The 25098-nt window shown below is 59.9% G+C and carries 24 protein-coding genes; 16 read left to right on the top strand and 8 right to left on the bottom strand.

Features of this window, described 5'->3' with window-relative positions; translation table 11 throughout:
- Nucleotides 1–57: 57 nt before the first annotated feature.
- Both AB4N41_RS26755 and sthA read left to right on the top strand, forming a co-directional pair.
- The gene (locus AB4N41_RS26755) at nucleotides 58–1104 is read left to right on the top strand and encodes an FAD:protein FMN transferase (protein WP_252876653.1); all 1047 of its coding nucleotides are present in this window, start codon (nucleotides 58–60) and stop codon (nucleotides 1102–1104) included.
- Between the two features lie 201 nt (nucleotides 1105–1305).
- Nucleotides 1306–2700 carry a Si-specific NAD(P)(+) transhydrogenase gene (sthA, locus tag AB4N41_RS26750; RefSeq protein ID WP_039760770.1) on the top strand — a complete coding sequence of 465 codons (1395 nt, stop codon included), beginning with the start codon at nucleotides 1306–1308 and terminating at the stop codon, nucleotides 2698–2700.
- 42 nt (nucleotides 2701–2742) lie between these two features.
- On the opposite strand, the gene AB4N41_RS26745 is transcribed toward sthA, so the two are convergent.
- Together AB4N41_RS26745 and AB4N41_RS26740 are read right to left on the bottom strand one after the other, a co-directional pair.
- Entirely contained in the window at nucleotides 2743–3465 is a 723-nt protein-coding gene (locus AB4N41_RS26745; RefSeq protein WP_056791501.1) for a glycerophosphodiester phosphodiesterase, read from the bottom strand.
- Nucleotides 3466–3479: 14 nt separating this feature from the next.
- Complete coding sequence (locus AB4N41_RS26740; RefSeq protein WP_016775478.1) at nucleotides 3480–4061, bottom strand: PilZ domain-containing protein; 582 nt, start codon at nucleotides 4059–4061, stop codon at nucleotides 3480–3482.
- Between the two features lie 94 nt (nucleotides 4062–4155).
- Here AB4N41_RS26740 and AB4N41_RS26735 point away from each other — a divergent pair, with 94 nt between their 5' ends.
- From AB4N41_RS26735 to AB4N41_RS26725, 3 genes are all read left to right on the top strand, one after another.
- A complete protein-coding gene (locus AB4N41_RS26735; protein ID WP_024013629.1) occupies nucleotides 4156–5406 on the top strand; it encodes a lipoprotein-releasing ABC transporter permease subunit in 1251 nt (416 codons plus the stop codon).
- Nucleotides 5399–6097: a lipoprotein-releasing ABC transporter ATP-binding protein LolD gene (gene lolD / locus AB4N41_RS26730; protein WP_024013628.1), complete on the top strand. Its 699-nt coding sequence runs from the start codon at nucleotides 5399–5401 to the stop codon at nucleotides 6095–6097. The genes AB4N41_RS26735 and lolD overlap by 8 nt, the downstream gene beginning before the upstream one ends.
- Before the next feature lie 63 nt (nucleotides 6098–6160).
- Nucleotides 6161–7405, top strand: coding sequence for a lipoprotein-releasing ABC transporter permease subunit (locus AB4N41_RS26725; RefSeq protein WP_024013627.1), 1245 nt, complete (start codon nucleotides 6161–6163; stop codon nucleotides 7403–7405).
- 119 nt (nucleotides 7406–7524) lie between these two features.
- On the opposite strand, the gene AB4N41_RS26720 is transcribed toward AB4N41_RS26725, so the two are convergent.
- The gene (locus AB4N41_RS26720) at nucleotides 7525–8871 is read right to left on the bottom strand and encodes a heavy metal sensor histidine kinase (RefSeq protein WP_252876652.1); all 1347 of its coding nucleotides are present in this window, start codon (nucleotides 8869–8871) and stop codon (nucleotides 7525–7527) included.
- Nucleotides 8871–9551: a heavy metal response regulator transcription factor gene (locus AB4N41_RS26715; protein ID WP_130903103.1), complete on the bottom strand. Its 681-nt coding sequence runs from the start codon at nucleotides 9549–9551 to the stop codon at nucleotides 8871–8873. The genes AB4N41_RS26720 and AB4N41_RS26715 overlap by 1 nt, the downstream gene beginning before the upstream one ends.
- Before the next feature lie 166 nt (nucleotides 9552–9717).
- On the opposite strand from AB4N41_RS26715, the gene copI reads away from it, so the two are divergent.
- Both copI and queF read left to right on the top strand, forming a co-directional pair.
- Nucleotides 9718–10251, top strand: coding sequence for a copper-resistant cuproprotein CopI (gene copI, locus AB4N41_RS26710; protein ID WP_252868005.1), 534 nt, complete (start codon nucleotides 9718–9720; stop codon nucleotides 10249–10251).
- Nucleotides 10252–10312: 61 nt separating this feature from the next.
- Nucleotides 10313–11143, top strand: a complete 831-nt coding sequence (gene queF, locus AB4N41_RS26705) for an NADPH-dependent 7-cyano-7-deazaguanine reductase QueF (protein WP_056791486.1) — start codon at nucleotides 10313–10315, stop codon at nucleotides 11141–11143.
- A gap of 187 nt (nucleotides 11144–11330) precedes the next feature.
- Here the strand turns inward: queF and AB4N41_RS26700 are convergent, their stop codons facing one another.
- Together AB4N41_RS26700 and AB4N41_RS26695 are read right to left on the bottom strand one after the other, a co-directional pair.
- Nucleotides 11331–11597, bottom strand: a complete 267-nt coding sequence (locus AB4N41_RS26700) for a DUF4404 family protein (protein WP_252876651.1) — start codon at nucleotides 11595–11597, stop codon at nucleotides 11331–11333.
- Nucleotides 11598–11705: 108 nt separating this feature from the next.
- The gene (locus AB4N41_RS26695) at nucleotides 11706–12326 is read right to left on the bottom strand and encodes an HAD family phosphatase (RefSeq protein WP_252876650.1); all 621 of its coding nucleotides are present in this window, start codon (nucleotides 12324–12326) and stop codon (nucleotides 11706–11708) included.
- A 199-nt stretch (nucleotides 12327–12525) separates the two neighbouring features.
- On the opposite strand from AB4N41_RS26695, the gene AB4N41_RS26690 reads away from it, so the two are divergent.
- The 3 genes from AB4N41_RS26690 to rssC all read left to right on the top strand — a co-directional run bounded on the left by AB4N41_RS26690 (nucleotide 12526) and on the right by rssC (nucleotide 15223).
- Entirely contained in the window at nucleotides 12526–13215 is a 690-nt protein-coding gene (locus AB4N41_RS26690; RefSeq protein ID WP_252876649.1) for an MlaA family lipoprotein, read from the top strand.
- 344 nt (nucleotides 13216–13559) lie between these two features.
- Nucleotides 13560–14741, top strand: a complete 1182-nt coding sequence (gene rssB, locus AB4N41_RS26685) for a two-component system response regulator RssB (protein ID WP_024013622.1) — start codon at nucleotides 13560–13562, stop codon at nucleotides 14739–14741.
- Nucleotides 14741–15223 (top strand): anti-sigma factor antagonist RssC, encoded by a 483-nt coding sequence (gene rssC / locus AB4N41_RS26680; protein ID WP_003226553.1) that lies wholly within the window; start codon nucleotides 14741–14743, stop codon nucleotides 15221–15223. The genes rssB and rssC overlap by 1 nt, the downstream gene beginning before the upstream one ends.
- 214 nt (nucleotides 15224–15437) lie before the next feature.
- On the opposite strand, the gene tal is transcribed toward rssC, so the two are convergent.
- Together tal and AB4N41_RS26670 are read right to left on the bottom strand one after the other, a co-directional pair.
- The gene (gene tal, locus AB4N41_RS26675; protein ID WP_016775468.1) at nucleotides 15438–16364 is read right to left on the bottom strand and encodes a transaldolase; all 927 of its coding nucleotides are present in this window, start codon (nucleotides 16362–16364) and stop codon (nucleotides 15438–15440) included.
- A 202-nt stretch (nucleotides 16365–16566) separates the two neighbouring features.
- The gene (locus AB4N41_RS26670) at nucleotides 16567–17523 is read right to left on the bottom strand and encodes a glycosyl hydrolase family 5 (RefSeq protein ID WP_252876648.1); all 957 of its coding nucleotides are present in this window, start codon (nucleotides 17521–17523) and stop codon (nucleotides 16567–16569) included.
- 289 nt (nucleotides 17524–17812) lie between these two features.
- Between AB4N41_RS26670 and AB4N41_RS26665 the strand changes: the two genes are divergently transcribed.
- The 6 genes from AB4N41_RS26665 to AB4N41_RS26640 are packed head-to-tail and all read left to right on the top strand — an operon-like array spanning nucleotide 17813 to nucleotide 25089.
- Nucleotides 17813–18253, top strand: a complete 441-nt coding sequence (locus AB4N41_RS26665) for a low molecular weight protein-tyrosine-phosphatase (protein ID WP_041477312.1) — start codon at nucleotides 17813–17815, stop codon at nucleotides 18251–18253.
- Between the two features lie 39 nt (nucleotides 18254–18292).
- Complete coding sequence (locus AB4N41_RS26660) at nucleotides 18293–20515, top strand: polysaccharide biosynthesis tyrosine autokinase (RefSeq protein WP_252876647.1); 2223 nt, start codon at nucleotides 18293–18295, stop codon at nucleotides 20513–20515.
- Between the two features lie 40 nt (nucleotides 20516–20555).
- Complete coding sequence (locus tag AB4N41_RS26655; protein ID WP_116657877.1) at nucleotides 20556–21638, top strand: glycosyltransferase; 1083 nt, start codon at nucleotides 20556–20558, stop codon at nucleotides 21636–21638.
- A 15-nt stretch (nucleotides 21639–21653) separates the two neighbouring features.
- On the top strand, nucleotides 21654–22766 hold the full coding sequence (locus AB4N41_RS26650; protein ID WP_041477306.1) for a polysaccharide pyruvyl transferase family protein: 1113 nt from the start codon (nucleotides 21654–21656) through the stop codon (nucleotides 22764–22766).
- Complete coding sequence (locus tag AB4N41_RS26645) at nucleotides 22763–23995, top strand: MATE family efflux transporter (RefSeq protein WP_460138303.1); 1233 nt, start codon at nucleotides 22763–22765, stop codon at nucleotides 23993–23995. The genes AB4N41_RS26650 and AB4N41_RS26645 overlap by 4 nt, the downstream gene beginning before the upstream one ends.
- On the top strand, nucleotides 23986–25089 hold the full coding sequence (locus AB4N41_RS26640) for a hypothetical protein (protein ID WP_056791467.1): 1104 nt from the start codon (nucleotides 23986–23988) through the stop codon (nucleotides 25087–25089). The genes AB4N41_RS26645 and AB4N41_RS26640 overlap by 10 nt, the downstream gene beginning before the upstream one ends.
- The last annotated feature ends 9 nt before the right edge of the window (nucleotides 25090–25098 follow it).

The following is a 25098-nucleotide window of genomic DNA, read 5'->3' as shown; positions in this document are numbered from 1 at the left end:
AATTTTGTATAAAGGCGTTGCAGCCATGGGGAAGCGAGCGGGCGCTTGTAGTTCATAATGGCCGCCGTGGTTTTGCGGGGAGATGAAGAATTGTTAACTGGACGCTGGTTGGGGCTTGTGGTGTTGGCGGCGGCAATCGGCGGCTGCGGCAACGGCGATTCCCTGGAACAGGTTGGCGGTTCGACCATGGGCAGCACCTGGTCGGTCAAGTACGTGCGCCACGCCGGGGTCGCCGATCCTGCGCAAGTGCGCGGTGAAGTGGAGCGCATCCTCGGCGAAGTCGATCAACAGCTGTCGACTTACCGCAGTGACTCCGTCATCGAGCGTTTCAACGCCTTGCCCGCCGATAGCTGCCAAGCCATGCCGGCAGCGGTGCTCGAATTGGTCCGCATCGGCGAACAGCTTTCAATCCAAAGCGAAGGCTCCTACGACCTGACCGTGGAACCGCTGCTGGACCTCTGGGGATTCGGCCCGCAAGGACGCGAAGAAAAGATCCCTGATGCGGCCGCTGTGGCCGAGGTCATGCAGCGGGTCGGCCATCAGCATCTGCGCATCGACGGCGAGCGGTTGTGCAAGGACACCGCCGTCGAAGTCGACTTCAACAGCATTGCCGCCGGTTACGCCGTGGATACCATCGCCGCCAGATTGCAGGCCATGGGCATCGACAATTACCTGGTCGAAGCCACGGGCGAACTCAAAGCCCGGGGCAAGAAGCCGGATGGTTCCGCGTGGCGCATCGCTCTCGAAGAGCCTCGCGATGACCAGCAAGTGGCCGAGCGGATTATCGATGTCGATGGCTACGGCGTGTCCACCTCCGGTGACTACCGCCATTATTTTCTGCAGGACGGTCGGCGTTATTCCCACACCTTCGATGCACGTAGCGGGCGACCGGTCCTACACGACCTGGCGTCAGTCACGGTGATTCATCCTTCAGCGTTGATGGCCGATGGACTATCGACGCTGTTGCTGATTCTCGGGCCGGAAAGGGCGCGGGACTATGCCCAAAAACATGACATTGCTGCATTCTTTGTCTTGCGTGCCGATACAGGTTTCGTCACCCGCAGCAGTCAGGCATTTGCGCAGCTTGTCGGTGAAAAAAACTGACTGAAGACAAGACGAAAGCTGGCGTTGTAGTGCAGGCAAAAGTAGCCTACGACGCGACCAAGGGTTAATGTGCGCGGCGTTGACGCTTCTATAGACTGTGTCCGGGTTCTTCACTGGCCCCCAATTGTTCCTTCGCGCCGCCGTTCGGCGTGATTTAGCCGCCGGTGCTGCTGGCACCGCGGCCTGTTCTGAGGAGTACGCATGGCTGTCTACAACTACGACGTGGTGGTACTGGGTTCCGGCCCGGCGGGAGAAGGCGCGGCAATGAACGCCGCCAAAGCGGGGCGCAAGGTCGCGATGGTCGACAGCCGTCGTCAGGTCGGCGGCAACTGCACCCACCTCGGCACCATCCCGTCCAAGGCACTGCGTCACTCGGTGCGGCAGATCATGCAGTTCAACACCAACCCGATGTTCCGCGCGATCGGCGAGCCACGCTGGTTCTCCTTCCCGGACGTGTTGAAAAGCGCCGAAAAAGTCATTTCCAAACAAGTCGCATCGCGCACCGGCTACTACGCCCGTAACCGCGTCGACGTGTTCTTCGGTACCGGCAGCTTCGCCGACGAGCAAACCATCGAAGTGGTCTGCGGCAACGGCGTGGTCGAAAAACTGGTGGCCAAGCACATCATCATCGCCACCGGTTCGCGCCCGTATCGCCCGGCGGACATCGATTTCCACCACCCGCGCATCTACGATAGCGACACCATCCTCAGCCTCGGTCACACCCCGCGCAAACTGATCGTTTACGGCGCTGGTGTGATCGGTTGCGAATACGCATCGATCTTCAGTGGTCTGGGTGTGCTGGTCGAACTGGTCGACAACCGTGGCCAGTTGCTGAGCTTCCTTGACTCGGAAATTTCCCAGGCGCTGAGCTACCACTTCAGCAACAACAACATCACCGTGCGTCACAACGAAGAGTACGACCGCGTCGAAGGCGTGGACAACGGCGTGATCCTGCACCTGAAATCCGGCAAGAAGATCAAGGCCGACGCCTTGCTCTGGTGCAACGGCCGTACCGGCAACACCGACACGCTGGGTCTGGAAAACATCGGGGTCAAGGTCAACAGCCGTGGCCAGATCGAGGTCGACCAGAACTACCGCACCTGCATAGAGAACATCTACGGCGCCGGTGACGTGATCGGCTGGCCAAGCTTGGCCAGTGCCGCCCACGACCAGGGTCGTTCGGCCGCTGGCAGCATCGTCGACAATGGCAGCTGGCGCTTCGTCAATGACGTGCCGACCGGCATCTACACCATTCCGGAGATCAGCTCGATCGGCAAGAACGAGCAGGAGCTGACCCAGGCGAAAGTGCCGTACGAAGTCGGCAAGGCCTTCTTCAAGAGCATGGCGCGGGCGCAGATTGCCGGTGAGCCGCAAGGCATGCTGAAGATCCTCTTCCACCGCGAAACGCTGGAAGTGCTCGGCGTGCATTGCTTCGGTTATCAGGCGTCGGAGATCGTGCACATCGGTCAGGCGATCATGAACCAGCCGGGCGAGCTGAACACCCTGAAGTATTTCGTCAACACCACGTTCAACTACCCGACCATGGCCGAAGCCTATCGGGTAGCGGCGTACGACGGCCTCAACCGGCTTTTTTGACGGGCTCCGGCCGGTGGCCTGAGCCGGCCGGGGAGACCGATTTCAGCAATTCTCAAGGGTGGCAGTGGCCAAACCGGGAAAGTCTGTAATCAGGCTGTCAACGCCGAAGTCGGCGAGTCTGCGCATCAGTGCAGGCTCGTTGACGGTCCACACCGACACATGCAGGCCCTGACGCTGCGCCTTCTGCAGGCGTTCCGGCGTACACAGCGTCCAGTTCAACGCGAGAATTTCGCAACCGTAGCTGGCCGCCACCTTCAGCGGATCGAGCCAGGCGTATTCGGCCACCAGGCCACGGGATACGTCCGGTACCAGATCCAGCGCTGCCTTCAAGACTTCCCGTGAACTCGAGGTGATCGTCACCTTGTCGAGCAGGCCGTGGCGCTGAGCCATTTCCCGAATCGCCAGCACGGTAGTCGCCGCGCGGGTGCGTGAAGCGCTTTTGACTTCCAGCTGCCAGTGCTCGAAATCACATTGCTCGAACAATTCTTCCAGCGTCGGAATCGGGCACGGCTGAATCCAGCCCGGGCCACCCTTGCGCGCGTCGTAGGTCACCAGTTCGGCAGCGGTGTGCTCGACGACTTTGCCGCGACGGTCGGTGGTGCGCTTGAGCGTCGGGTCATGGATGACCATCAGCTCGCCGTCCTTGGACAGGTGCAGATCCAGTTCGCAGCGGCGCACGCCGTGCTTGAGGCATTCCTGAAAGCTGCTCAGGGTGTTTTCCGGTGCTTCGCCCTTGGCGCCGCGGTGGCCGTAGATGAGGGTCACGGTGCTTCCTTAAGTTAAATGCCAGATTCGTTCTGTTCGCGGGCCAGACGGCGTTCCTGAGCCTGCTTCTGCAAGATGTAGCGCGCGAGCAACTGGCGCTGGGCATCGGTCGGGCGCTCGAACTCGGTGCCGACGTCATAGCCATCGCCCTTGGGATCGCAATGGGTGACCCGGGCGCGCAGCAGCAGGCCAAGCGCCTGCGGCATCAGCACCAGTTTCACCGACAGGTGCGCGCCGGTGGCAATCGGGGTCGGGTACTGAAAGTCGATCCCGCCCTCGGAGATGATCACCGGCTGCGGCTCGCCGATGTGTCCGAGCACCGTCAGGGCGATTACCTGGCTGAGCAGGTCGATGCGTTTGTTCTGCGATTTGAGGAACGCCGCGATGGCGCGGTCGCGCTCGCTGATCTGTCGCAACAGGTGCTGCGACTCGAATTCGCTCAGGTGCAGTTCGCTGAGCAGGTTGAAGAGTGGGGAAGCATCCTGCAACACTTCCTGGCCTGCGGCTTCGGGAGCGGACAGGGGCCGAATTTCCAGTGCGATCGTGTCCTCGATACGGTAGTATTCGCGGCGATCTTCTTCATCTAATGTCGACATGGCGAACCCATGGTAGCGGCGGTGGTCTGAGTGTAAAGCTGGTTTTCGACCCCCGCCACAAGGACGTTCCTTTTCCCTCCGAACAAGCCCCGACATGTTCAGACCTCTCTTCGTATTTATCGGCACGCGTTATACCCGTGCAAAGCGTCGCAATCATTTTGTGTCATTCATTTCCCTGACTTCGATGATCGGGCTCGCCCTTGGCGTGGTCGTGATGATCGTCGTGCTGTCGGTGATGAACGGCTTCGACCATGAGATGCGCACCCGCGTGCTGGGCATGGTGCCCCACGCCACTCTCGAGACCGGCGAGCCGATCAATGACTGGCAGAGCCTGGCCGACAAGGTCAAGCAGAACCGGCAGGTGACGGCGGTGGCGCCGTTCACCCAGATGCAGGGCCTGCTGACCAACAACGGCCAGGTTTCCAAAGTGTTGCTCAATGCCATTGATCCTGCGCTCGAGCGCAATGTGTCGATCATCGACAACTTCATGAAGCAGGGCAAACTCGACGACCTGACACCGGGCAGCTTCGGCATCGTCATCGGCGACAAGGCCGCGACCAAGCTTGGCGTCGGCATCGGTGACAAGGTCACCTTCGTCGCGCCGGAGGTCAGCGTGACCCCGGCCGGGATGTTCCCGCGCATGAAGCGCTTCACCGTGGTCGGGATTTTCCATGTCGGCGCCGGTGAGCTCGACGGCTACCTCGGCGTGACCAATCTGCAGGATCTGGCGAAAATGCACCGCTGGAAAGCCGATCAGGTGCAGGGCCTGCGGCTGAAGTTCGACGACCTGTTCCAGGCACCGCGTGAGGCGTGGAACATCGCCCAGCAGCTCGGCGAAGATCGTTACTACGCCCGCGACTGGACCCGCACCCACGGCAACCTGTATCAGGCGATCCGCATGGAAAAAGCCATGATCGGGCTGCTGTTGCTGCTGATCGTCGCCGTCGCCGCGTTCAACATCATTTCCACGCTGGTGATGGTGGTGAACGACAAGAAGGGCGACATCGCCATTCTGCGTACCCTCGGCGCGACACCGGGCACGATCATGCGCACGTTCATGGTTCAGGGCACGGTAATCGGCGTGGTCGGCACGGCGATCGGCGCGGTGGTCGGGATCCTCGCGGCGCTGAATGTCAGTGCGGCCATTTCGGCGCTTGAAGGGCTGATCGGCCACAAGTTCCTTAATGCTGACGTGTATTTCATTGATTATCTTCCTTCGCAGGTACAGAGCCAGGACGTCGTCATGGTCTGCGCCGCTGCGTTGGTCCTGAGTTTCCTCGCCACCCTGTATCCCGCCTGGCGTGCCGCGCGCACCCAGCCGGCGGAGGCGTTACGTTATGAGTGAGTCGGGCATGAGTGAACAAGCAATTCTGAGCTGCCGTAACCTGGGCAAGTCCTACGAGGAGGGGCCTGAGTCGGTACAAGTGCTGGCCGGCCTGCAACTGGAGTTGCACCCGGGCGAGCGTGTGGCGATCGTGGGTAAATCCGGTTCCGGCAAAAGTACCTTGCTCAACCTGCTCGGCGGCCTCGATACGCCGAGCAAGGGCAGCGTCTGGCTCGACGGTGAAGAACTGTCGGCGTTGAGCGAGAAGAAGCGGGGCCTGCTGCGCAATCGCGCGCTTGGTTTCGTTTACCAGTTTCACCACCTGCTGCCGGAATTCACCGCGCTGGAAAACGTCTGCATGCCGCTGTTGATCGGCAAGACCGCCATCCCGGAGGCGCGTCAGCGTGCCACGGCATTGCTGGAGCGCGTCGGTCTCGGCCATCGTCTGGAACACAAACCGGCGGAACTCTCCGGCGGCGAACGTCAGCGCGTGGCCATTGCCCGTGCACTGGTGAACAACCCGGGGCTGGTGATGCTCGATGAGCCAACCGGCAACCTCGACCTGCATACCGCCGAAGGCATTCAGGATCTGATGCTGGAGCTGAGCACTTCGATGCGCACGGCGTTCCTGGTGGTGACGCACGACATGAACCTGGCTCGCCAGATGGACCGCGTCCTGCAGCTGCAGGAAGGCTGCCTCACTCCCATCTGACTGGCTGAAACCCGGCGCCCGTAACGGTGCCGGGTCTTTTATTTCTATACGGTGCCCCAGCGAATGTTCAGACCGTTATCGATCTTTATCGGCACGCGCTATACCCGCGCCAAGCGCCGCAATCGCTTTGTTTCGTTCATTTCGATGACCTCGATGATCGGCCTCGCCCTCGGCGTGCTGGCGATGATCGTGGTGCTGTCGGTGATGAACGGCTTTCAGCGCGAAATGAGCTCGCGCATCCTCGGCATGGTGCCCCATGCGACCATCGTTGGCGTCAAGCCGATCGATGACTGGCAGCCAGTGGCCGCCGCTGCGATGAAAAATCCCGAAGTGACGGCCGCCGTGCCGTTCACAGAAATGGAAGGTATGCTTTCCTACAAGGGTTCGATGCAGCCGATCCAGATCAGCGGCGTTGATCCGGCCCAGGAAGGCAAGGTGTCGATCGTTGCCCAGCACATCGTCCAGGGTCGCCTCGATGCCTTGAAGCCGGGCGAATTCGGTGTGGTGATCGGTGAAATCACCGCGCGGCGTTTCCGCCTCAATGTCGGCGACAAGATCACTCTGATCGTCCCGGAAGTCAGCACCGCGCCGGGCGGTATCACCCCGCGCATGCAGCGCCTGAATGTGGTTGGCGTGTTCAAGGTCGGCGCCGAGCTGGACGGCTCGATGGGCCTGATTCACGTCGCCGACGCCGCGACCATGCAGCACTGGCAACCGAATCAGGTGCAGAGCGTGCGTCTGGCGGTCAAGGATCTGTACGCCGCGCCGAAGGTGTCTGCGGACATTGCCGGTGGCCTCGGTGCTGACTTCAAGGCTGACGACTGGACTCACACCCAGGGCAGCCTGTTCAGCGCGATGAAGATGGAAAAAACCATGATCGGCCTGCTGTTGCTGATGATCGTCGCGGTGGCGGCGTTCAACATCATCGCGACGCTGATCATGGTGGTGAACGACAAGGGCGCCGACATCGCGATCCTGCGCACGATCGGCGCCACACCACGGCAGATCATGGCGATCTTCATGGTGCAGGGCACGGTGATCGGTATTGTCGGCACCATCATTGGCGGCGTGCTGGGCGTTATCGCCGCGCTTAACGTCAGTGAATTGGTCGGCTGGGTCGAGCGTGTGACCGGGCAGCACATCTTCAGTTCGGATGTGTATTTCGTCAGCAACCTGCCCTCGGAACTGCAGGGTGGGGATGTGCTGTTGATCTGCTCGGCGGGTTTCATCCTGAGCTTTTTGGCGACGGTGTATCCGGCGTGGCGGGCGGCGAAGATCGAACCGGCGCATGCGCTGAGATATTCGTAAGCGACTCCATGCTCGTTCCCACGCTCTGCGTGGGAATGCCTCAACGGACGCTCTGCGTTCGGCTCTTGAAGGGACGCGGAGCGTCCCGGGCTGCATTCCCACGCAGAGCGTGGGAACGATCAGGTCCGAGGCAACTCGATTACAAACCGCGTCCAACCCGCTTCAGATTCGCAATGAATCTGCCCGCCATGAGCACGCACGATCGACTGGGTAATTGCCAAGCCCAACCCCGCATGTTCACTGCTGCCTTCCTGCCGTGCAGGGTCCGCCCGATAGAACCGGTCAAACAAACGTGGCAGCGCGTGCGCTGAAATCCCTTGGCCACTATTCTCGACGCAAACGCGCACAGCTTTCGCCTCGTCGACGATGCTCAAGCGAACGTACCCCTCGGCCGAGGTAAACCGCAGCGCGTTATCCAGCAGATTCGACAAGGCCCGGCGCAACATGCCGCGATCACCTTCGATTTGCGCCTCACCTTCACGGCTCAAACTCACGCCAGCGTCTTCCGCCAATGGTGCAAAAAACTCCAGCAGCATGTCGGCCTCATCCGCCAGTTCCAGTGGTTCGCGCTTGGGCATCAGCAAGCCGTGGTCAGCCTTGGCCAGGTAGAGCATGTCGTTGACCAGTTGCGCCATCCGTTGCAGTTCTTCGAGGTTGCTGTGCAGCGCTTCGCGGTAATCCTCCAGTGCCCGAGGGCGGGTGAGGGTGACCTGGGTGTGGGTCAGCAGATTCGACAACGGTGTGCGCAGTTCATGGGCGATGTCGGCGGAGAACGCCGAGAGGCGCTGAAACGAGTCGTCGAGGCGTGCGAGCATGGCGTTGAAGCTGTAGGCCATTTCTGCAAGCTCTGGTGGCATCTTCTCTTCAGGCAGTCGGGCATTCAGCGATTGCGCAGAAATCCCACGGGCCACCGCGCTCATCCGCCGCAACGGGCGCAGACCGCTGCGCGCGGCCCAGGCCCCGAGCAGGGCAGTGGCCAGCGCCGACAGGCCGACGGTCAGCCAGATCAGATGCTGCATGCGCTCAAGAAAATGCTGGTGATGGGTGATGTCCAACAGCAGCGTCAGTTGTGGCGAATCCGCTGTGTCCGGGTAGAGCGGGGCGCGCAGCACGCGGTAATCGGTGCCGTCATGGCTGATGGTCGACAGGCCAGTTTGCAGCGGCAGATTCTTCGGAATCTGCACCGAGCTGTCGTACCAGTGCTGCCCGTCGCCACTGGTGATGCGCAATGACAGATCCGCCTGACGGCTGAGTTCATCGGCCAGCCGCGCCTCGCGCTGGGCAGGTTGGAGATCCTGCAAGGCGCGGCGCAGGCCGATCAGTTTCGTCTCCAGTTGTTGCTGATCGAGTTCGATGAAGTGCGCCTCGCTGGCGCGGTCGAACAGCACCCCGGCGAACAGCGAGACCACCGCAGTGCAGGCGGCAAACAACAGGGCCAGGCGCGTGCTCAAGGACAGGCTACGCATCACAGCGAACGCTCTTCGAGCACGTAACCCATTCCGCGCACGGTGTGGATCAGCTTGTTGGGGAAGTCATCGTCGATCTTCAGGCGCAAGCGGCGGATCGCCACTTCGATGACGTTGGTGTCGCTGTCGAAATTCATGTCCCAAACCTGCGAGGCGATCAGCGATTTGGGCAGGACTTCACCCTGACGGCGCAGGAGCATTTCCAGCAGGGCGAATTCCTTGGCGGTCAGGTCGATGCGCTGGCCGCTGCGTTCGACCCGGCGGCGGATCAGATCCAGGCGCAGATCGGCCAGTTGCAGGCTGGTTTCCTGGGCGATTGCGCTGCCGCGCCGCAACAGGCTGCGCACCCGCGCGAGCAGCTCGGAAAAGGCGAATGGCTTGACCAGATAATCGTCGGCGCCCAGTTCGAGGCCGTGAACCCTGTCCTCCACGGCGTCTTTGGCGGTGAGAAAAAGTACCGGCGTTTCGAGGCCAGCGCTGCGCACCGCTTGCAGAATCTGCCAGCCACTGCGCCCGGGCAGCATCACATCGAGGATCAACAGCGCGTAGTCGCCGCTCAAGGCCAATTGCTGGCCGCTGATGCCATCGGCCACCAGCTCGGTATTGAATCCGGCCTCGGTCAGGCCCTGACGCAGGTATTGGCCGGTTTTCGCTTGGTCTTCGACGATCAACAGTTTCATGGGCGACTCGGGCTGCTTCGGGATGAAAAAGGGCGAGGGCGTTATACCGTGAGATCCGGCGATAAGCGCCAAGCTGACAAAGTTGTAATCTGCCTGTCAGGTCGATGCCAGCACTGGGTGGTTAGAGTTTCCCACAGGCTGAACCTTCTCTTGTTGGAGTACGACCATGTTTTTGCGCACCTCGCTGAAAATAGCCACCTGTCTGCTGGCATTGAGTTCGCCAGCCTGGGCGACACCGGCGCACACCTTCGCCTTCGGCCAGCCGGCAGCGGCGAGCCAGGCCACGCGCAGTATCGAAATCGTCATGGGCGACATGAACTTCGACCCGAAAGCCATACAGGTCAAGGCCGGTGAGACGGTTCGCTTTGTACTGGTGAATAAAGGCCAGTTGCTGCATGAATTCAACCTCGGTGATGCGGCGATGCATGCCAGTCACCAGCAGGAAATGTTGCAGATGCAGCAAAGCGGCATGCTAACGCCGACAGGCATGAAAGAAATGTCCCACGACATGGCGGGCATGAATCACGCGGCGATAGGCCACGGCATGCAGCATGACGACCCCAACAGCGTGCTGGTCGAGCCCGGTAAAACCGCCGAGTTGACCTGGACCTTCAGCAAGGCCACGGTGCTCGAGTTTGCCTGCAATATCCCCGGGCATTATCAGGCGGGCATGGTCGGCAAACTGACAGTCAGTCAGTAAGCACTCAAAGGCGCGGGCAAAGGCTGGTAGAATCCGCTGATTCTTCAGTCAGGTTTCCGCCATGCATCCCGCAGCCGAACATTCGCCGCTGGGCAAATCCAGCGAATACATCGCCACGTACACGCCGTCCCTGCTGTTCCCGATTCCGCGCACCGCGAAATGGGCCGAGCTGGGCCTGACCGCCGAAACCCTGCCGTATAAAGGCGTGGATTTCTGGAACTGCTTCGAGCTGTCGTGGCTGCTGCCCTCGGGCAAACCGGTGGTGGCGATCGCTGAATTCAGCATCCCGGCGGACTCGCCGAACATCATCGAATCGAAGTCGTTCAAGCTCTACCTCAACTCGCTGAACCAGACGCCGTTCGCCGACGTTGCCATATTGCAAGCGACGCTGGTCAAGGATCTGTCCGCCGCTGCCGGCAAACCTGTGGGCGTTCGGGTTCGCAGTCTGAAGGACGTCGAAGCCGAAGGCGTGGTGGCGTTGCCGGGCGTGTGCATCGACGATCTGGATATCAGCGTGAGCAACTATGAGCATCCGCGTCCGGAGCTGCTGCGTTGCGACAATTCGCGCGTGGTCGAGGAGAGCGTGCACAGCCACCTGCTCAAATCCAACTGCCCGGTGACCAGCCAGCCGGACTGGGGCAGCGTCGTGGTGGAATATCGCGGCGCGGCGCTGGATCGCGCCAGCCTGCTGGAGTACATCGTCAGCTTCCGCCAGCATTCGGACTTCCATGAACAATGCGTTGAGCGGATTTTCCTCGATCTGCAGCGGTTGTTGAAACCTGAAAAGCTCACCGTGTTTGCACGTTACGTTCGCCGGGGTGGGCTGGATATCAATCCGTATCGCAGTACCGAAAGCGTACAACTGCCGAATCATCGGCTCGTACGTCAATAAAGATCCTGAATGTGCGACATCCAATGTGGAAGCGAGTCTGCTCGCGAATGCGGTGTGTCATTAAACGATGATGTCGACTGACACGACGCCTTCGCGAGCAGGCTCGCTCCCTCAAGGGCTTGCATGCACATTTTGCAAATGAAAAAGCCCTGCCATCGTTGGCAGGGCTTTTTTGTGCGGCGGGGCGTCAGATGCCCATGCTGCCCAGCGCGTTGACGATGTTGCGCAGGGTGCCGGCGATCGCCGGGTGTTCGACTTCGAAGCGCTCCACGGCAAGGTTCACCCCGTCCACCAGGTTGTTGTCCTGTAGCTGATTTTCCAATTGAATTTCTGCTTCGATCTGCGCCATCAACCGGTGTAAGTTTTCACGTTCAGACTCGGACAGAGGCGGGTTCTGCTCCAATTGATCATGCAAGGTGTTGAGCTGATCCTGCAGTTCTCGTCGGGCGGGCATGGTGGTTTCCTTTTATCAATAGGCACTGGCATTGACCGCAGCCGCGCGCCAAAGGTCTATGGCTGACCTTTAGATTAATCCACTCTCGGTAAACCTGCATGACGCCGGTCAGGGCTTTTCGCCTTTGGCGCGGCGCAAGCTGATGTCGGCGAGGCAGGCGTCCAGTTCGCCGAGATGATCGATTACCGAATGCACGCCCAGGCCGAACAACTGCACGGTTGCCTTGCCGCGCAACTTTTCGCGTTCCTTTTGCGAGAGCGCCTGCCACTCGCTCGGGCTCAGGCCGCATAGCGAGCCACAGGACGCCAGGCCAATCGTCCATAACCCGGCATTCAGACCGGCCTGTAACAGGCGCGGCTCACCACTGACCAGCACGCAACCGTCGAGGCGGTCGATGTTCAAACTCATCAACGCCTGCCAGCACGCGTTGGGCGCTGGCCATGGATTCATTGTTGCTGAATGTTGCGTCGGTTTGATCCAGTCCGGCAGCGACGCGGCCAGTGGCTGAGCGAGGGCAGGGGGCAATTCGTCGAGCCACGCGCAGGGAATTCCCTGGCGCTGCAAACTTTTCAGGCTATCGAGTGCGCCCGGTGTAGTTTTGGCATGTTCCGGCTGGGGGTTGAGCTCTCGCGCGGCGCGGGCACCGAAATCCACCAGGCAACCGCTCAGGCCGAACAGCACGGCAGTCAGGCCGGGCGCGGCGACGGGCAAGGTTTCGGCGTGAGTCATGGCAACGTCCCTGAAATAACGCTCAAGACTAAGGCGCTGGGGTGACAGTTGCATGACAGGCGGGTGAAAGCCTGCGTAGGAAACTTCCTGCATATCCTTGCAGCGGCGCACTGCCCAAATCGCCGTTTACGCTTATACTAGCGGCCTTAATGCCCGGGCCGAGAGGACCGCGCCAGTATCGAATCCAAGGAGTTTTTCTATGCGCTGGAGCCCTTCGCTCACTCAGCTAAGTGTATGTGCCAGCCTGTTGCTGGCGCCGTTCGCCACCCAGGCGGCCACCGAAGAAGACCCTTGGGAAAGCGTCAACCGGCCGATTTTCCAGTTCAACGACTTCGTTGACACCTACGCGCTGAAGCCATTGGCCCAGGGTTATGAGTACATCACCCCGCAGTTCGTTGAAGACGGCATTCACAACATGTTCCGCAACGTCGGCGACGTGACCAACCTGGCCAACAACATCCTCCAGGCCAAACCGGCTGCGGCGGGCGTTGATACCGCCCGACTGATTTTCAACACCACCTTCGGTCTGCTCGGCTTCTTTGATGTCGGCACCAAGATGGGCTTGAACCGCAGCGACGAAGACTTCGGTCAGACCCTCGGTTACTGGGGCGTGGGCAGCGGCCCGTACGTTATGCTGCCGCTGATGGGGCCGAGCACCCTGCGTGACGCACCGTCGAAATATGTCGACAGCTTCACCGGCGCGTACCGCTACATCGACCACGTGCCGACGCGCAACTCGATCTTCGGCCTGAACATCGTTGACACTCGCGCCAGCCTGCTGTCGAGCGAAAAGCTGATCAGCGGCGATAAATACACCTTCATCCGCAACGCTTACCTGCAGAACCGCGAGTTCAAGGTGAAGGACGGTCAGGTCGAAGACGATTTCTGATTTCGACCGGCGACAGAAAGGCGACCCTCGGGTCGCCTTTTTTGTCCGCGCCAGAGCGTCGCCTGCGACTGCCACTACCTTCCATCGGGTTACCGTTGGAGCGGTTCTTATAACTCCCGGTGATTTGACAAACAAAGTCGTCAAGCGACAATCGGCGCATGCTTGAAACGCTCTGCGGATGGGAGTACCGTCTGCGCCTTAGAAGGGCACCTCTGTTTAAAACCGCGCGCCAGGCGAATGCTTGAAAGCGCTGCAACAGAGAGGCTAGAAAGCGAATCCAGTAGTCTGCGCAGGGCCGTTGCCCCGCTCACTACGCCAACCTAATTCTGGCGCCGTTTGCCCACATGCCAAAAACCAGTGCCACGCTGCTGATAATCGATGATGACGAGGTAGTGCGCGCGAGCCTCGCGGCCTATCTGGAAGACAGTGGTTTCAGCGTCCTGCAGGCCGGCAACGGTCAACAGGGTCTTCAGGTATTCGAGCAAGACGAGCCCGATCTGGTCATCTGCGATCTGCGCATGCCGCAGATGGGCGGTCTCGAACTGATCCGTCAGGTCACCGAGCGCTCACCCGATACGCCGGTGATCGTGGTCTCGGGTGCGGGGGTGATGAACGACGCAGTCGAGGCCCTGCGCCTGGGTGCGGCGGACTACCTGATCAAGCCTCTCGAAGATCTGGCTGTGCTCGAGCACTCCGTGCGCCGGGCCCTGGATCGTGCGCGGCTGCTGCTGGAAAACCAGCGCTACAGCGAGAAGCTGGAAAAGGCCAACCGCGAGCTTGAAGCCAGCCTGAACCTGCTCCAGGAAGACCAGAACGCCGGTCGCCAGGTGCAGATGAACATGCTGCCGGAAAGCCCGTGGAGCATCGACGAATTCAACTTTGCCCACCAGATCATCCCGTCGCTGTACCTGTCGGGTGATTTTGTCGACTATTTCCGCGTTGACGAGCGCCGGGTCGCGTTTTATCTGGCGGATGTTTCCGGGCATGGTGCGTCATCAGCCTTCGTCACCGTGCTGTTGAAGTTCATGACCACGCGTTTGCTCTTCGAGTCAAAACGCAGCGGTACCTTGCCGGAGTTCAAACCTTCGGAAGTGCTCGGTCATATCAACCGGGGGCTGATCAGTTGTAAGCTGGGTAAACACGTCACAATGGTCGGTGGAGTCATCGACGAGGAGACCGGTTTGTTGACCTATAGCATCGGCGGCCATCTGCCTTTGCCTGTGTTGTACACGCCTGACAGTGTTCGTTATCTCGAAGGCCGTGGTCTGCCGGTGGGGCTTTTCAACGAAGCCACCTACGAAGACCACGTGCTTGAGCTGCCGCCGACGTTCAGCCTGACGCTGATGTCTGATGGCATTCTGGACCTTTTGCCGGAAGCAACGCTCAAAGAAAAAGAGGCTGCTTTGCCCGAACGGGTGAAGTCGGCGGGCGGCAGCCTGGATGGTCTGCGGCAAGTGTTTGGTTTGGCCACGCTAGGGGAGATGCCGGATGATATCGCCCTGTTGGTGTTGAGCAGGAATCTTTAATGAGTACCGGTAGAATCCAGTTCGCCGAGCAGGACGGCACCTTCGTCCTGAAGTTCGTCGGTGAAGTTCGCCTGACCCTGTGTTCGGCGTTGGATGCGACTATTGAGAAAATCTTCACCGCGCTGAATTTCAACGCGATCGTGATCGATTTGACCGAAACCCGCAGCATCGACAGCACCACCCTGGGCCTGCTGGCCAAACTGTCGATCCTGTCGCGGCAGAAGGTCGGCCTGTTGCCGACGGTTGTCACCACCCACGAAGACATCACTCGGCTTTTGCAGTCGATGGGCTTCGAGCAGGTGTTCAACATCGTCAACCACCCGGTGCCGTGCCCGGAGTGCCTGGACGACCTGCCGGATCAGGACCAGTCCGAAGAAGTGGTGCGAATCAAGGTGCTGGAAGCGCACAAGATTCTCATGGGCCTGAACGATTCCAATCGTGAAGCGTTTCATGATCTGGTCAATGCCCTGGAAAGACACTGACCTCATGAATTGATGTTGTCTGGGCTGGCCTCATCGCGGGCAAGCCCGCTCCCACAATGATCGCGTGAAACCTCAAACTTAGGTTCTCCACATACCCTGTGGGAGCGGGCTTGCCCGCGATGGCGTCGGGTCGGTCGATACATTTATCAGTGCAGGCAAATGAAAAAGGGCGATCCCTCACAGGTTCGCCCTTTTTGCGTTCTACAGACTCAAATCACAGCTTGGCCTGCAGCAATGCTTCCAGCTTCTCCTGGTCGCGGGCGAACTGACGGATGCCTTCAGCCAGTTTCTCGGTGGCCATCGCGTCTTCGTTGGACAACCAGCGGAATTGCGCTTCGTTGAGGCTCAGACGCGCTTCACCGGCATTGCCCGGTGCCAGTTTGCGTTCCAGCTTGCCGGTATCGGCGGCCAGTTTCTCCAGCAGTTCCGGGCTGATGGTCAGGCGATCGCAGCCAGCCAGTTGCTCGATCTGGTTGATGTTACGGAAGCTCGCGCCCATGACCACGGTCTTGTAGTCGTTGGCCTTGTAGTAGTTGTAGATGCGCGTCACCGACTGCACGCCCGGATCATCAGCGCCGGTGTAGTCGTTGCCGTTGGCCTTCTTGTACCAGTCGTAGATACGGCCCACGAACGGCGAAATCAGGAACACCCCGGCGTCGGCGCAGGCGGCGGCCTGGGCGAAGGAGAACAGCAGCGTCAGGTTGGTCTGGATGCCTTCCTTCTCGAGGATCTCGGCGGCGCGGATGCCTTCCCAGGTCGAGGCGATCTTGATCAGCACGCGGTCGCGGCCGACGCCGGCCTTGTCGTACAGCTCGATCAGGCGATGCGCGCGCTTGAGGATCGCATCCTGGTCGAAGGACAGGCGCGCATCCACTTCGGTGGAGATGCGGCCCGGAACCACGTTGAGAATTTCCTTGCCCACTGCGACGCCGAAACGGTCGCTGGCCAGGCCGACATCGCCCTTGCAGTCGCGAACGCAATCGTTCAGCAGTTCGGCGTAACCGTGAATGGCCGAAGCCTTGAGCAGCAGGGAAGGGTTGGTGGTGGCATCGGTCGGTTTGACTCGGGCGATCGCTTCGAAGTCGCCGGTGTCGGCAACCACGGTGGTGAACTGTTTGAGTTGTTCCAGCTTGGAAGTCATGGGCGTGCTCTATCCTATGGGTCTGAAGACATTACCCGAGCGCTGACGGGCACTCAAGGGTGCATTGGTGGATCGATGGCCCCTGCGGCAACAACCTGAAAACGATTGTTTGAAAGGCGGGGCGCGGTGTCGCTGAATACGATGCCAAAACAGCCCACAGGTTCAAAGCAACCGACCTGTGAACAGGCCGGTCGCCCAACGCCTACTCAGCGTTCAACACACCTTCCACGGACAACCGCGCCGGTTTTGGCTGGCCGTCAGAGGTGAGAAAGCCGAAGTTCTTCTCGCGATCGTTGCTGCCGGAATCACTGTTCCGCCATTCATAGATAGAGGTCAGGGGAATATTGAGGCGTTTCACGTCGGTAATAAACGCGTTGATCTTGGTCGCTTGCCCCTCAGGACCGCCGTTGGAGGCGAGGGCCGAAACCCCCCATTCACTGATGACCCCCGGCAGATTGAAGCTCTGCTGGATGAAGGTCTGCGCGTTGCTGATCTGCGTGGCGGTCATGCCGTAAGGGTGGTAGGACACGGCGTTCAAGCATTTGGGGTACTCGCTGACGATACTTTTCAGCGCCACCGTCGAAGCCGAGCTTGCGCTTGGCGGCCGGGCGAAGCCGAAACCGACCCGTGGCGTCGTCTGTGGCTGAGCTTCGAAGGCCTTGCACATGCCGGCCATGAACGGCACGAACGTTGTATCGAAATTGCGCGTCGGCCAATAGGTTTCCAGGTCCGGTTCGTTCCATATTTCGATCGCCACCAATTGCGAGCTCCAGGATTTTTCCAGCCCGGTCACGGTGTTGGCGAACTTACCGCCGGCGGCGTTCAGCTCTTCGGGCGAAGTGGCCGGCAATGCCTTGATCGCGCGCACCGTGAGCAGCACCGGCAGGCCGGCGGAAGCGGCGGCGGCGAAGGCATCGCTGACCTGTTTCTGATAAGTCTTGGCGGTGAGGCTGTCACTCCACACACCGAAGCGCACAAAGCTGAAGCCGGCGGCCTTGATTTGTGCGGCATCGGCGGCGGTGAAGCTCTGGATTTTCACCTGCACGCCGATGGTTTTTGCTGGAAGGTTGGGGAACAGCTCACTGGCGTGAACCTGGCTGGCGGCACCGAGCGCCATCAGGGCGAGGGCGGCGAGTTTATTGCGCTGTGCTGTTTTCATGTCTGCTCTCCTGAAGAGAATGACAACTACGAATATTTATCCCGTTACTCAATTTCCGATAACGGTGATGGCACTAAGTGCGCGAATGTTATTTTTTGTCAGGAAAACAGCAACTGAAAATCACAGTTATTTTTAGTCCGCTAATTGTGGTTGGGGCGGCTTAAAACGCTGTGGTACTTAATGTTCCTGTACTAACAGGGCGAAGCTATTTCTGAGTGCAGGAAAGTCGTGAGGGTTCATTAACTTTCGCGACATGTTGGCTGTTTGATATTACACAGGAAAGCAAGACTTGTTCAAAAAGATCCTCGTTGTCTGCGTGGGCAATATATGCCGAAGTCCGACGGCCGAACTACTGCTGCGCAACGCGCTGGGCCAGTCCGCCATCACCGTGTCTTCCGCCGGCCTGTCCGCCCGCGTCGGCGAGGGCGTGGAGGCCTCGGCGCGGCAGGTTCTCGAAGAACACGGGCATTGCGCCGAGGCCTTCAAGGCGCGGCAACTGACTTCGGACATCGTCAATGACTCGGACCTGATCCTGGTCATGGAAAAGACCCACGTCAATCAAGTGCTGAAGATTGCCTCGCACGCCCGAGGCAAAGTGTTTCTGCTCGGTAAATGGCAGAGCGAGCGCGAAATACATGATCCGTATCGTCAAGGCAAAGCCGCGTTTATTCATGCCCACGCATTGATTGAAGATGCTGTTAGTTCATGGGCGAAGCGTCTCGGGCATTGATGAATATTCTTCAGAACAGCAAATGGTAAGAACAGACTTATGCAGTTACCGTCCGTAATCGGCACCCGCGACAATGATCAAGACAGTATTGATCTGCTCGGCATCTTCGGCAGCCTGATCGACCAGAAGTGGCTGATCGGCGCGCTGACGGGCGCCTTCATGGTCACCGGCGTCGCCTATGCGGTTCTGGCAACGCCGGTGTACCTGGCGAACGCGCTGGTGCAGGTCGAACCGAAAAAGAACGACATGCTCGGTTTCTCCGACCTCAACAGTATGCTCGGTGGGCAATCGCCGTCGGTGACCGAAATCGGCATCATCAAATCCCGCGCGGTGATCGGCAAAACCGTTGACGACCTGCGCCTGGATATCGACGTCACGCCCAACACGTTCCCGTTGATCGGCGGCTTCCTTTCGCGGCGCTATCGCGGTGACAGCGAGACCAGCGTCGCGCCGCCGCGTTTCGGCCTGAACAGTTACGCCTGGGGCGGCGAACGTCTGGAATTCAATCGGCTGCAATTGCCGAAAGACCTGCTCGGCAAGAAACTCACCCTGATCGCCGGCGAGCAGCAGCGTTTTCAACTGTTCGATGAAAACGACAATCTGCTCGCCGAAGGCGTGGCCGGCGAAGCGTTTGCCAATGACGGCGTAGAAGGGCAGATCGCGCGCCTGATGGCCAACCCCGGCACGCGCTTTCAGGTGGTGCGCAATCCTCGGATCGTGACCATTCAGGGCTATCAGGACGCGCTGGATATCTCCGAACAGGGCAAAGAGTCGGGGATCATTCGTCTGGCGCTGGCCAGCTCCGACGCGGCCGAGGCGGTGAAGATCCTCAACAAGATCGCCTCGCTCTACGTCGAGCAAAACGTACGGCGCACTTCGGCGGAGGCCGCGCAGAGCCTGGCGTTTCTGCAGAGCCAGTTGCCCCAGGTCAAGCGTGATCTGGCCAAGGCCAGCGACGCTTTGAATGCCTACCAGACCCACGGCAAGACGGTGAACATTTCGCTGGAAACCCAGTCGGTGCTGGGCCAGTCGGTGGCGCTGGAAACGCGCATCTCCGAGCTGAAAATGCAGCAGGCTGAGCTCGATCGCAAGTTCACCAAACAGCACCCGGCCTATCGCGCCTTGATGACGCAGATCGGCGAATTGACCCAGCAGCAGAAATCCCTCGAAGGCAAGGTTCAGGACCTGCCGGCCACCCAGCAGGAATTGCTCAACCTGACCCGCGACGTCGAGGTGGCTTCGCAGATCTACACGCAGTTGCTGAACAAATCCCAAGAACTGGACATCGTCCGCGCCGGGGCCGTCGGCAACGTGCGCCTGATCGACACCGCCGATGTCGACCTGACCAATCCGATCAAACCGAAGAAACCACTGATCGTGCTGATCGCGACATTGCTCGGCGCGTTTGTCGGCGTGGCGCTGGTGCTGCTGCGCAAATCCCTCAGCCGTGGCCTTGAAGGCCCGGAAGGCATCGAGCAGTTGGGCCTGCCGGTTTACGCGTCGATTCCCTACAGCGCCTTGCAGGAGGAAGAGGACAACAAAAAGGGCCGCGCCCGCGATGGCGTCGACAAGCCGGCGTATCTGCTGGCGCTACGCAACCCGACTGATCTGTCGATCGAATCGATCCGCAGCCTGCGCACCTGCCTGCACTTTGCCGGGCTCGATTCGACCAACAACCGCATCATGATTTCCGGGCCGAGCCCGCAGGTCGGCAAGACCTTCGTCTCGTCCAACCTTGCGGCGGTCATGGCCCTGAGCGGCCAGCGCGTGGTGCTGATCGATGCCGACATGCGCAAAGGGCACCTGCACAAAACCCTCAACACGCCGATCAGCAATGGTTTGTCCGACCTGCTGGTCAAGCGCTGCACCCTCGAGCAGGCGATCAACAAAGTCGAAGTCGACAACCTGCATTTCATCAGCCGGGGGCAGGTGCCGCCCAATCCTTCCGAGCTGCTGATGCACGCCAATTTCCGCGAACTGCTGGCGCAACTGAGCGAGCGCTACGACCTGGTGATCATCGACACGCCGCCACTGTTGGCAGTGACCGATGCCGCCATCGTCGGTCGCGAGGCCGGCATCAGCCTGATCGTCACCCGCTTCGGGGTGAACCCGGCCAAAGAGATCGAACTGACCATTCGCCGCTTCGCCCAGAACGGCATCGAATTGAAAGGCGCGGTGTTCAACGGCGTCGAGAAGCGAGCGGCCAGCTATTACGGCGGCACGGGCTATTACAACTACGAATACGCGTCCGACAAATCCTGATGGTTGCCGATTGTTCTTTCCTGTTTGAAGTGGGTGAGCTGTGAAAAAAATACTGCACGTGGCAGAGACGATCAAAGGTGGCGTGGCGACGGTGATCCGCACGATCTCGGCATCGCCCGAAGACGACGCGGCGAATTATCAACTGGTCTATCTGGTCCCCGAGGATCAGGCCAAGGAGCTGCACGGCATCGCCCCACAGCAGGTGCGCACCTTTCCACGCAGTGGCCGCAACGTGCCGTCGCTGCTGCGTTTCGCTTGGCGTCTGAGCCAGGTGCTGCTCAAGGAAAAACCCGACGTGGTGCATTTGCACAGCACCTTTTCCGGGGTGATCGGCCGTGTGGTGTGTGTGCTGTTGCGACCATGGCGCAAGCCGAAAATCGTCTACTGCCCGCATGCGTTTTCGTTCCTGATGGAAAGCTCGCCGACCAAGCAGAAGGTCTACGCGTGGATCGAGCGCGTGCTGCAGAAAGTCACCGACGTGATCATCTGCGTCAGCCAGTACGAGCTGGATAAAGCCGCGCGTTTCGGTATCGAGCGCAAGCGCATGAAGCTGATCTACAACGGCATTCATCACAAGGATGACGCGCCAAAAACCGCTGGCGCCGAGCCGATTCATCTGCTGTTCGTCGGGCGCCTGGATTACCAGAAAGGCTTCGACGTGCTGCTCAAGGCCTACGCCAAGGTCAATCGCAACGACCTCAAACTGACGGTGGTTGGCAGTGCGGTCAACGAAGATTCGGTCGAGTGCCCGCCGATGGATTCGGTCGAGTACCTGCCATGGGTGACCCCGAGTGAAGTGCAGGCGCTGTATCAGAAAGCCGATGCGCTGATCGTGCCGAGTCGCTGGGAAGGCTTTGCCATGGTGCCGCTGGAAGGCATGGCCATGGGGCTGCCGGTGATTGCCAGCAACTGCACTTCACTGCCGGAACTGGTCACCAATGAAGTGTCCGGCTACGTCTTCCCCTCCGGCGATCACCAGGCGCTGGCCGACGTTTTGACGATCATCCAGAAGCCGCGCCTGCTCGACCTCGGCAACGAAGGCCGGAGCATTGTCCGCGAACGTTTCAGCGCCGCGTTGATGATCCGCCAGACCTACGACCTGTATCACGCTCCCACTTATTAAGTAGAACTCAAGCTTATGAACGTAACGATTTTGCATGGCTACAGTGCGTCCAACTCCGGTGACGGTCTGCTCGTCGATCTGGCCATTGCTCTGGTGCAGCGTAACTTCGGTGACGACACCGCGATCAGTGTCGTGGCGTCCGACCCTGAGTCGTTCAACTATCTGCCGCACCCGCGTTTCGATGCGCCGGTGATGGCGGCCAAGGGTCTGGGGCGGGTCAAGCAAGCGGTGTTTCTCAATCAGTCCTACGCCGGGCTCGCCGATCTGTTGAAGAAAACCGATCTGATCGTCGGTGTCGGCGGCGGTTACATGCGTTCGAAAAGCGCCTTCGAGCACATCAAGCTGAAGCTCGGCCATGCCAAGCAATTGGAAACCGCGATCCTCAGCAAGGTGCCTTCGGTGTACCTGCCGCAGAGCATCGGCCCATTCCACGGCGAGAGCAGCAAGATCGTCGAACACTACGCCAGCGCCGATGCGGTGTTCGTGCGTGACAACCGTTCCTCGGCGATTTTTGACGCTTGCGAAAACGTCTACCGCGCGCCGGATCTGGCCGTGCAGTCGCTGGCGAGCAAGATTCTTCAGCAACCGAAATTCACCCGCTGCGCCGCCTCGCCGGCGACCGTCTGCGTGGTGCTGCGCAAGCCACCGGAGTGGAGCAAAGAGAAGAAGGTCGCTTATGTGGCCAATCTGAAACTGCTGCTGCAGCGCCTGAAGAACAAAAGCAAAGTGGTCTGCGCCGTGCAAAGCGCGGTGCGCGGCAACGATGACGGCGCGTTCTACCGTGAGCTGGGCATCAACGAAGACCTGCTGTCGCTGAAGGCAACCATCGCCAAATACCAACCGGACCTGGTGATCTCGGTGCGTCTGCACGGCGCCATCGAATCGCTGCTCTCCGGCGTGCCGGCGTACCACATCAGCTACGAGCGCAAAGGCTTTGGCGCCTATCAGGACATGGGCGTCGAGGACTGGGTGATCAACGGCGGCGACATCGACGTCGACACCATCATCAACACCGTTTACGCGCCCAATGCCTTGGCGGATTTCGGCAAGCGCCTGACCGACACCTGCCGCGAGATAGAGGCGAAAACCGTGGCCATGGACGAAATCATCAAGGGTGTCGTTCGATGATATTTCGGCTGTTGCTTCGCGGCGGAGCCTTGGGCGCGAAGTTCTTGCTGGTGTTGGCCATCACCCATTACCTCGGATACGAGGCGCTGGGCTTTTATGGTGTGGTGGTCGCGGCTTCGCTGATCGCCTCGAAGTTCTACAGCGTCGGCTTCAGTTCCGAAATCAACCGGCTGATCAGCGTCGGCGGCAGCTCGCGGCGGGTGGTCGACAAGGTTCTGCTGCTGTATCTGGCGGTCGGGCTGTTGTTGTCGGTACTGACGGTGCTGGTCTATTCGCTGTTCCAGTCGGTGGAAGCAACCGCCACCTTGATCCTGTGCGTGACCCTGGTGCTGCTCACCGAGCACCTGTCGTTCGAAATCAATTCCTTCGTGTTTTCTGCGCAGAAAGCCACCGCCGGCGCCTTGCTGTTCTTCATCAAGACCGGCCTGTGGGCGGTATTGGCGGTGGGCGGCATGGTGCTCGGCTGGGTCGCGGGCATCGCCAGTGTGTTGTGGCTGTGGGTCGCCGCCAACGTGATGGTAATCATCGCCGGTTATTTGATCGTGGTGAACGTGCACAAGGGCCGCGAAGCCGCGTCGCTGGACACCGCGACGGTGTGGAAGGCCGGGTTGCCGTTCTATCTCGGCACCGGTCTGATCGCGCTGAGTCAGTACGCCGAGCGCTTTCTGATCATCGACCTGGAGCCCTACGCCAGCCTCGGTAAATATGTGTACGCGTGGTCGGCGGCGAACACTTTGCAGGCGTTGTCGTATGCGGTGGTGGCGGTGGTCGGCATTCCGGTGCTGGCCAAGCGTTTCCAGGCCGATCAGCAGGCATTCACGGTCAAGCAACTGTTCGTCAACAAATGGGTGATGCGCTCGCTAGCGGTCTCCGCCGTTGTGGCCGTGGCGATCTATGTGTTTTTCAATGTGCTGCTCGATTACGTCGCCGCCAGCGTGCCGCGTCCGGATAACGCGCTCCTCGCGGTGCTGATTTTTTCCTTCGCCTTGCGGGCGATTGGCGACATTGTCTGGGGCGGTTTGATTGCTTCGAAAAACAGCCGGGTGTCGCTGGCCAGCGCGGCGCTCTGCCTGCTGATTTCAGTGCCGGTCAGCTATGTGCTGATCAAGCATTACTCGATCTATGGCGCGGCGTGGGGCAACGTCTTCGCCATTGTCGTGCAACTTGGTGTGATTGCAGTGTTGACCCGTGTCACCGGAGCGAAAAAGGCTGCGCTGTCATGGGCTTGAAGCTGCCGCGCATTGAGTTTCGTGGGCGCACATTCGATTCGTCGATTTCCTTCCTGATTCTGTTCACCGGACTATTTCTGTCGGTGGCGATGCCGTTGCTGGTGCCACGCGATCCGGGGCCGGACGCGATGACGTTGTGGTCGTCATATGCGCGTGCCGACAACTGCAATTTCTGGAATCCGTTCTCACCGGATCGCTCGTCCTACGAGTGTTCGGCGTTCCTGCTGCGGCCTACCGGGATCAACCTGACCAATGCCTGGGCCTACGGCATGTTCTGCAATTTCTTCCTCACCGCAATTCCGGTAGTGGTGTTCCGGCGCATGCCGTTGACCATCTTCGGCACCCTGTGCCTGTGGGGCATCGTGCGCTCGTTTTTCCTCGAGAACCTGACCAAGGAAATCATCGTGTCGGTAGCGGTGTTGAGCATTCTGCTCAGCGCATTGACGCGCAAATATCGCGGCGGTTTTTTTCTCTCGGCGGTGATTTACGGTGTGCTGATCCGGCCGTACTGGATTCTGTTTTCGCTGTCGTGGGTCGGCGTCTGCGTGATGAAAAAGTACGTCTCGCGCTTCACCTTCTTTCTGATGCTGTTCCTGTTTTATCTGGCGGTGGCCATGGCCATTCAGCTGGCGCTGGGCTTTCCGGTGTCGTCGATCCGGGCGAGCAACAACGAGCTGCGCACGGCGGGCGAGGAGGGCTCGAAGTCGCTCATCGTGTCGTGGCTCAGCGGCAGTGACTTCGTTTCCCAGGCACTGGACTCGATGATCATTTTCTTCCGCCTGTCGTTTCCGGTTGAGCTGATTCTGCTGTCCGGGCCGGGGCAGGTGATCTTCGTTGCGCTGATGATCATGACCGCGCTGCTACTGTTCAAAGTCATCACTTCGACCGACTACAAGGGCGCGCCGATCCAGACCAAACCCAAGGAACTGATCGCGATTCCTCTGGCGTTTCTGTTGGTGCAGGGCTTGTTCGAGCCGGACTTCGGCTCCTTTGCCCGACACTTCTCGATGGTCGTGCCGGTGTTGTTCGTCGGCCTGGGCTTGATGCTGCGCGCGAACAAACCGGTGCAGGTCGAATCAAGAATTCTCACTTAAGGCAGGTGC

It is taken from the genome of Pseudomonas sp. S2_A10, assembly GCF_054668465.1.
This window is presented reverse-complemented; position numbering and strand designations above follow the sequence as displayed.

What these genes read in the sequence shown, in the direction of transcription:
- rssB (WP_024013622.1), top strand. Translation starts at nt 13,560, where the DNA reads ATGCCAAAAACCAGTGCCACGCTGCTGATAATCGATGATGACGAGGTA.
- AB4N41_RS26720 (WP_252876652.1), bottom strand. Translation starts at nt 8,871, where the DNA reads ATGCGTAGCCTGTCCTTGAGCACGCGCCTGGCCCTGTTGTTTGCCGCC.
- AB4N41_RS26660 (WP_252876647.1), top strand. Translation starts at nt 18,293, where the DNA reads ATGCAGTTACCGTCCGTAATCGGCACCCGCGACAATGATCAAGACAGT.
- AB4N41_RS26740 (WP_016775478.1), bottom strand. Translation starts at nt 4,061, where the DNA reads ATGTCGACATTAGATGAAGAAGATCGCCGCGAATACTACCGTATCGAG.
- AB4N41_RS26700 (WP_252876651.1), bottom strand. Translation starts at nt 11,597, where the DNA reads ATGCCCGCCCGACGAGAACTGCAGGATCAGCTCAACACCTTGCATGAT.
- AB4N41_RS26715 (WP_130903103.1), bottom strand. Translation starts at nt 9,551, where the DNA reads ATGAAACTGTTGATCGTCGAAGACCAAGCGAAAACCGGCCAATACCTG.
- sthA (WP_039760770.1), top strand. Translation starts at nt 1,306, where the DNA reads ATGGCTGTCTACAACTACGACGTGGTGGTACTGGGTTCCGGCCCGGCG.
- AB4N41_RS26640 (WP_056791467.1), top strand. Translation starts at nt 23,986, where the DNA reads ATGGGCTTGAAGCTGCCGCGCATTGAGTTTCGTGGGCGCACATTCGAT.
- AB4N41_RS26695 (WP_252876650.1), bottom strand. Translation starts at nt 12,326, where the DNA reads ATGACTCACGCCGAAACCTTGCCCGTCGCCGCGCCCGGCCTGACTGCC.
- copI (WP_252868005.1), top strand. Translation starts at nt 9,718, where the DNA reads ATGTTTTTGCGCACCTCGCTGAAAATAGCCACCTGTCTGCTGGCATTG.
- lolD (WP_024013628.1), top strand. Translation starts at nt 5,399, where the DNA reads ATGAGTGAGTCGGGCATGAGTGAACAAGCAATTCTGAGCTGCCGTAAC.
- AB4N41_RS26755 (WP_252876653.1), top strand. Translation starts at nt 58, where the DNA reads ATGGCCGCCGTGGTTTTGCGGGGAGATGAAGAATTGTTAACTGGACGC.
- AB4N41_RS26690 (WP_252876649.1), top strand. Translation starts at nt 12,526, where the DNA reads ATGCGCTGGAGCCCTTCGCTCACTCAGCTAAGTGTATGTGCCAGCCTG.
- AB4N41_RS26670 (WP_252876648.1), bottom strand. Translation starts at nt 17,523, where the DNA reads ATGAAAACAGCACAGCGCAATAAACTCGCCGCCCTCGCCCTGATGGCG.
- queF (WP_056791486.1), top strand. Translation starts at nt 10,313, where the DNA reads ATGCATCCCGCAGCCGAACATTCGCCGCTGGGCAAATCCAGCGAATAC.
- AB4N41_RS26650 (WP_041477306.1), top strand. Translation starts at nt 21,654, where the DNA reads ATGAACGTAACGATTTTGCATGGCTACAGTGCGTCCAACTCCGGTGAC.
- AB4N41_RS26645 (WP_460138303.1), top strand. Translation starts at nt 22,763, where the DNA reads ATGATATTTCGGCTGTTGCTTCGCGGCGGAGCCTTGGGCGCGAAGTTC.
- tal (WP_016775468.1), bottom strand. Translation starts at nt 16,364, where the DNA reads ATGACTTCCAAGCTGGAACAACTCAAACAGTTCACCACCGTGGTTGCC.
- rssC (WP_003226553.1), top strand. Translation starts at nt 14,741, where the DNA reads ATGAGTACCGGTAGAATCCAGTTCGCCGAGCAGGACGGCACCTTCGTC.
- AB4N41_RS26725 (WP_024013627.1), top strand. Translation starts at nt 6,161, where the DNA reads ATGTTCAGACCGTTATCGATCTTTATCGGCACGCGCTATACCCGCGCC.
- AB4N41_RS26735 (WP_024013629.1), top strand. Translation starts at nt 4,156, where the DNA reads ATGTTCAGACCTCTCTTCGTATTTATCGGCACGCGTTATACCCGTGCA.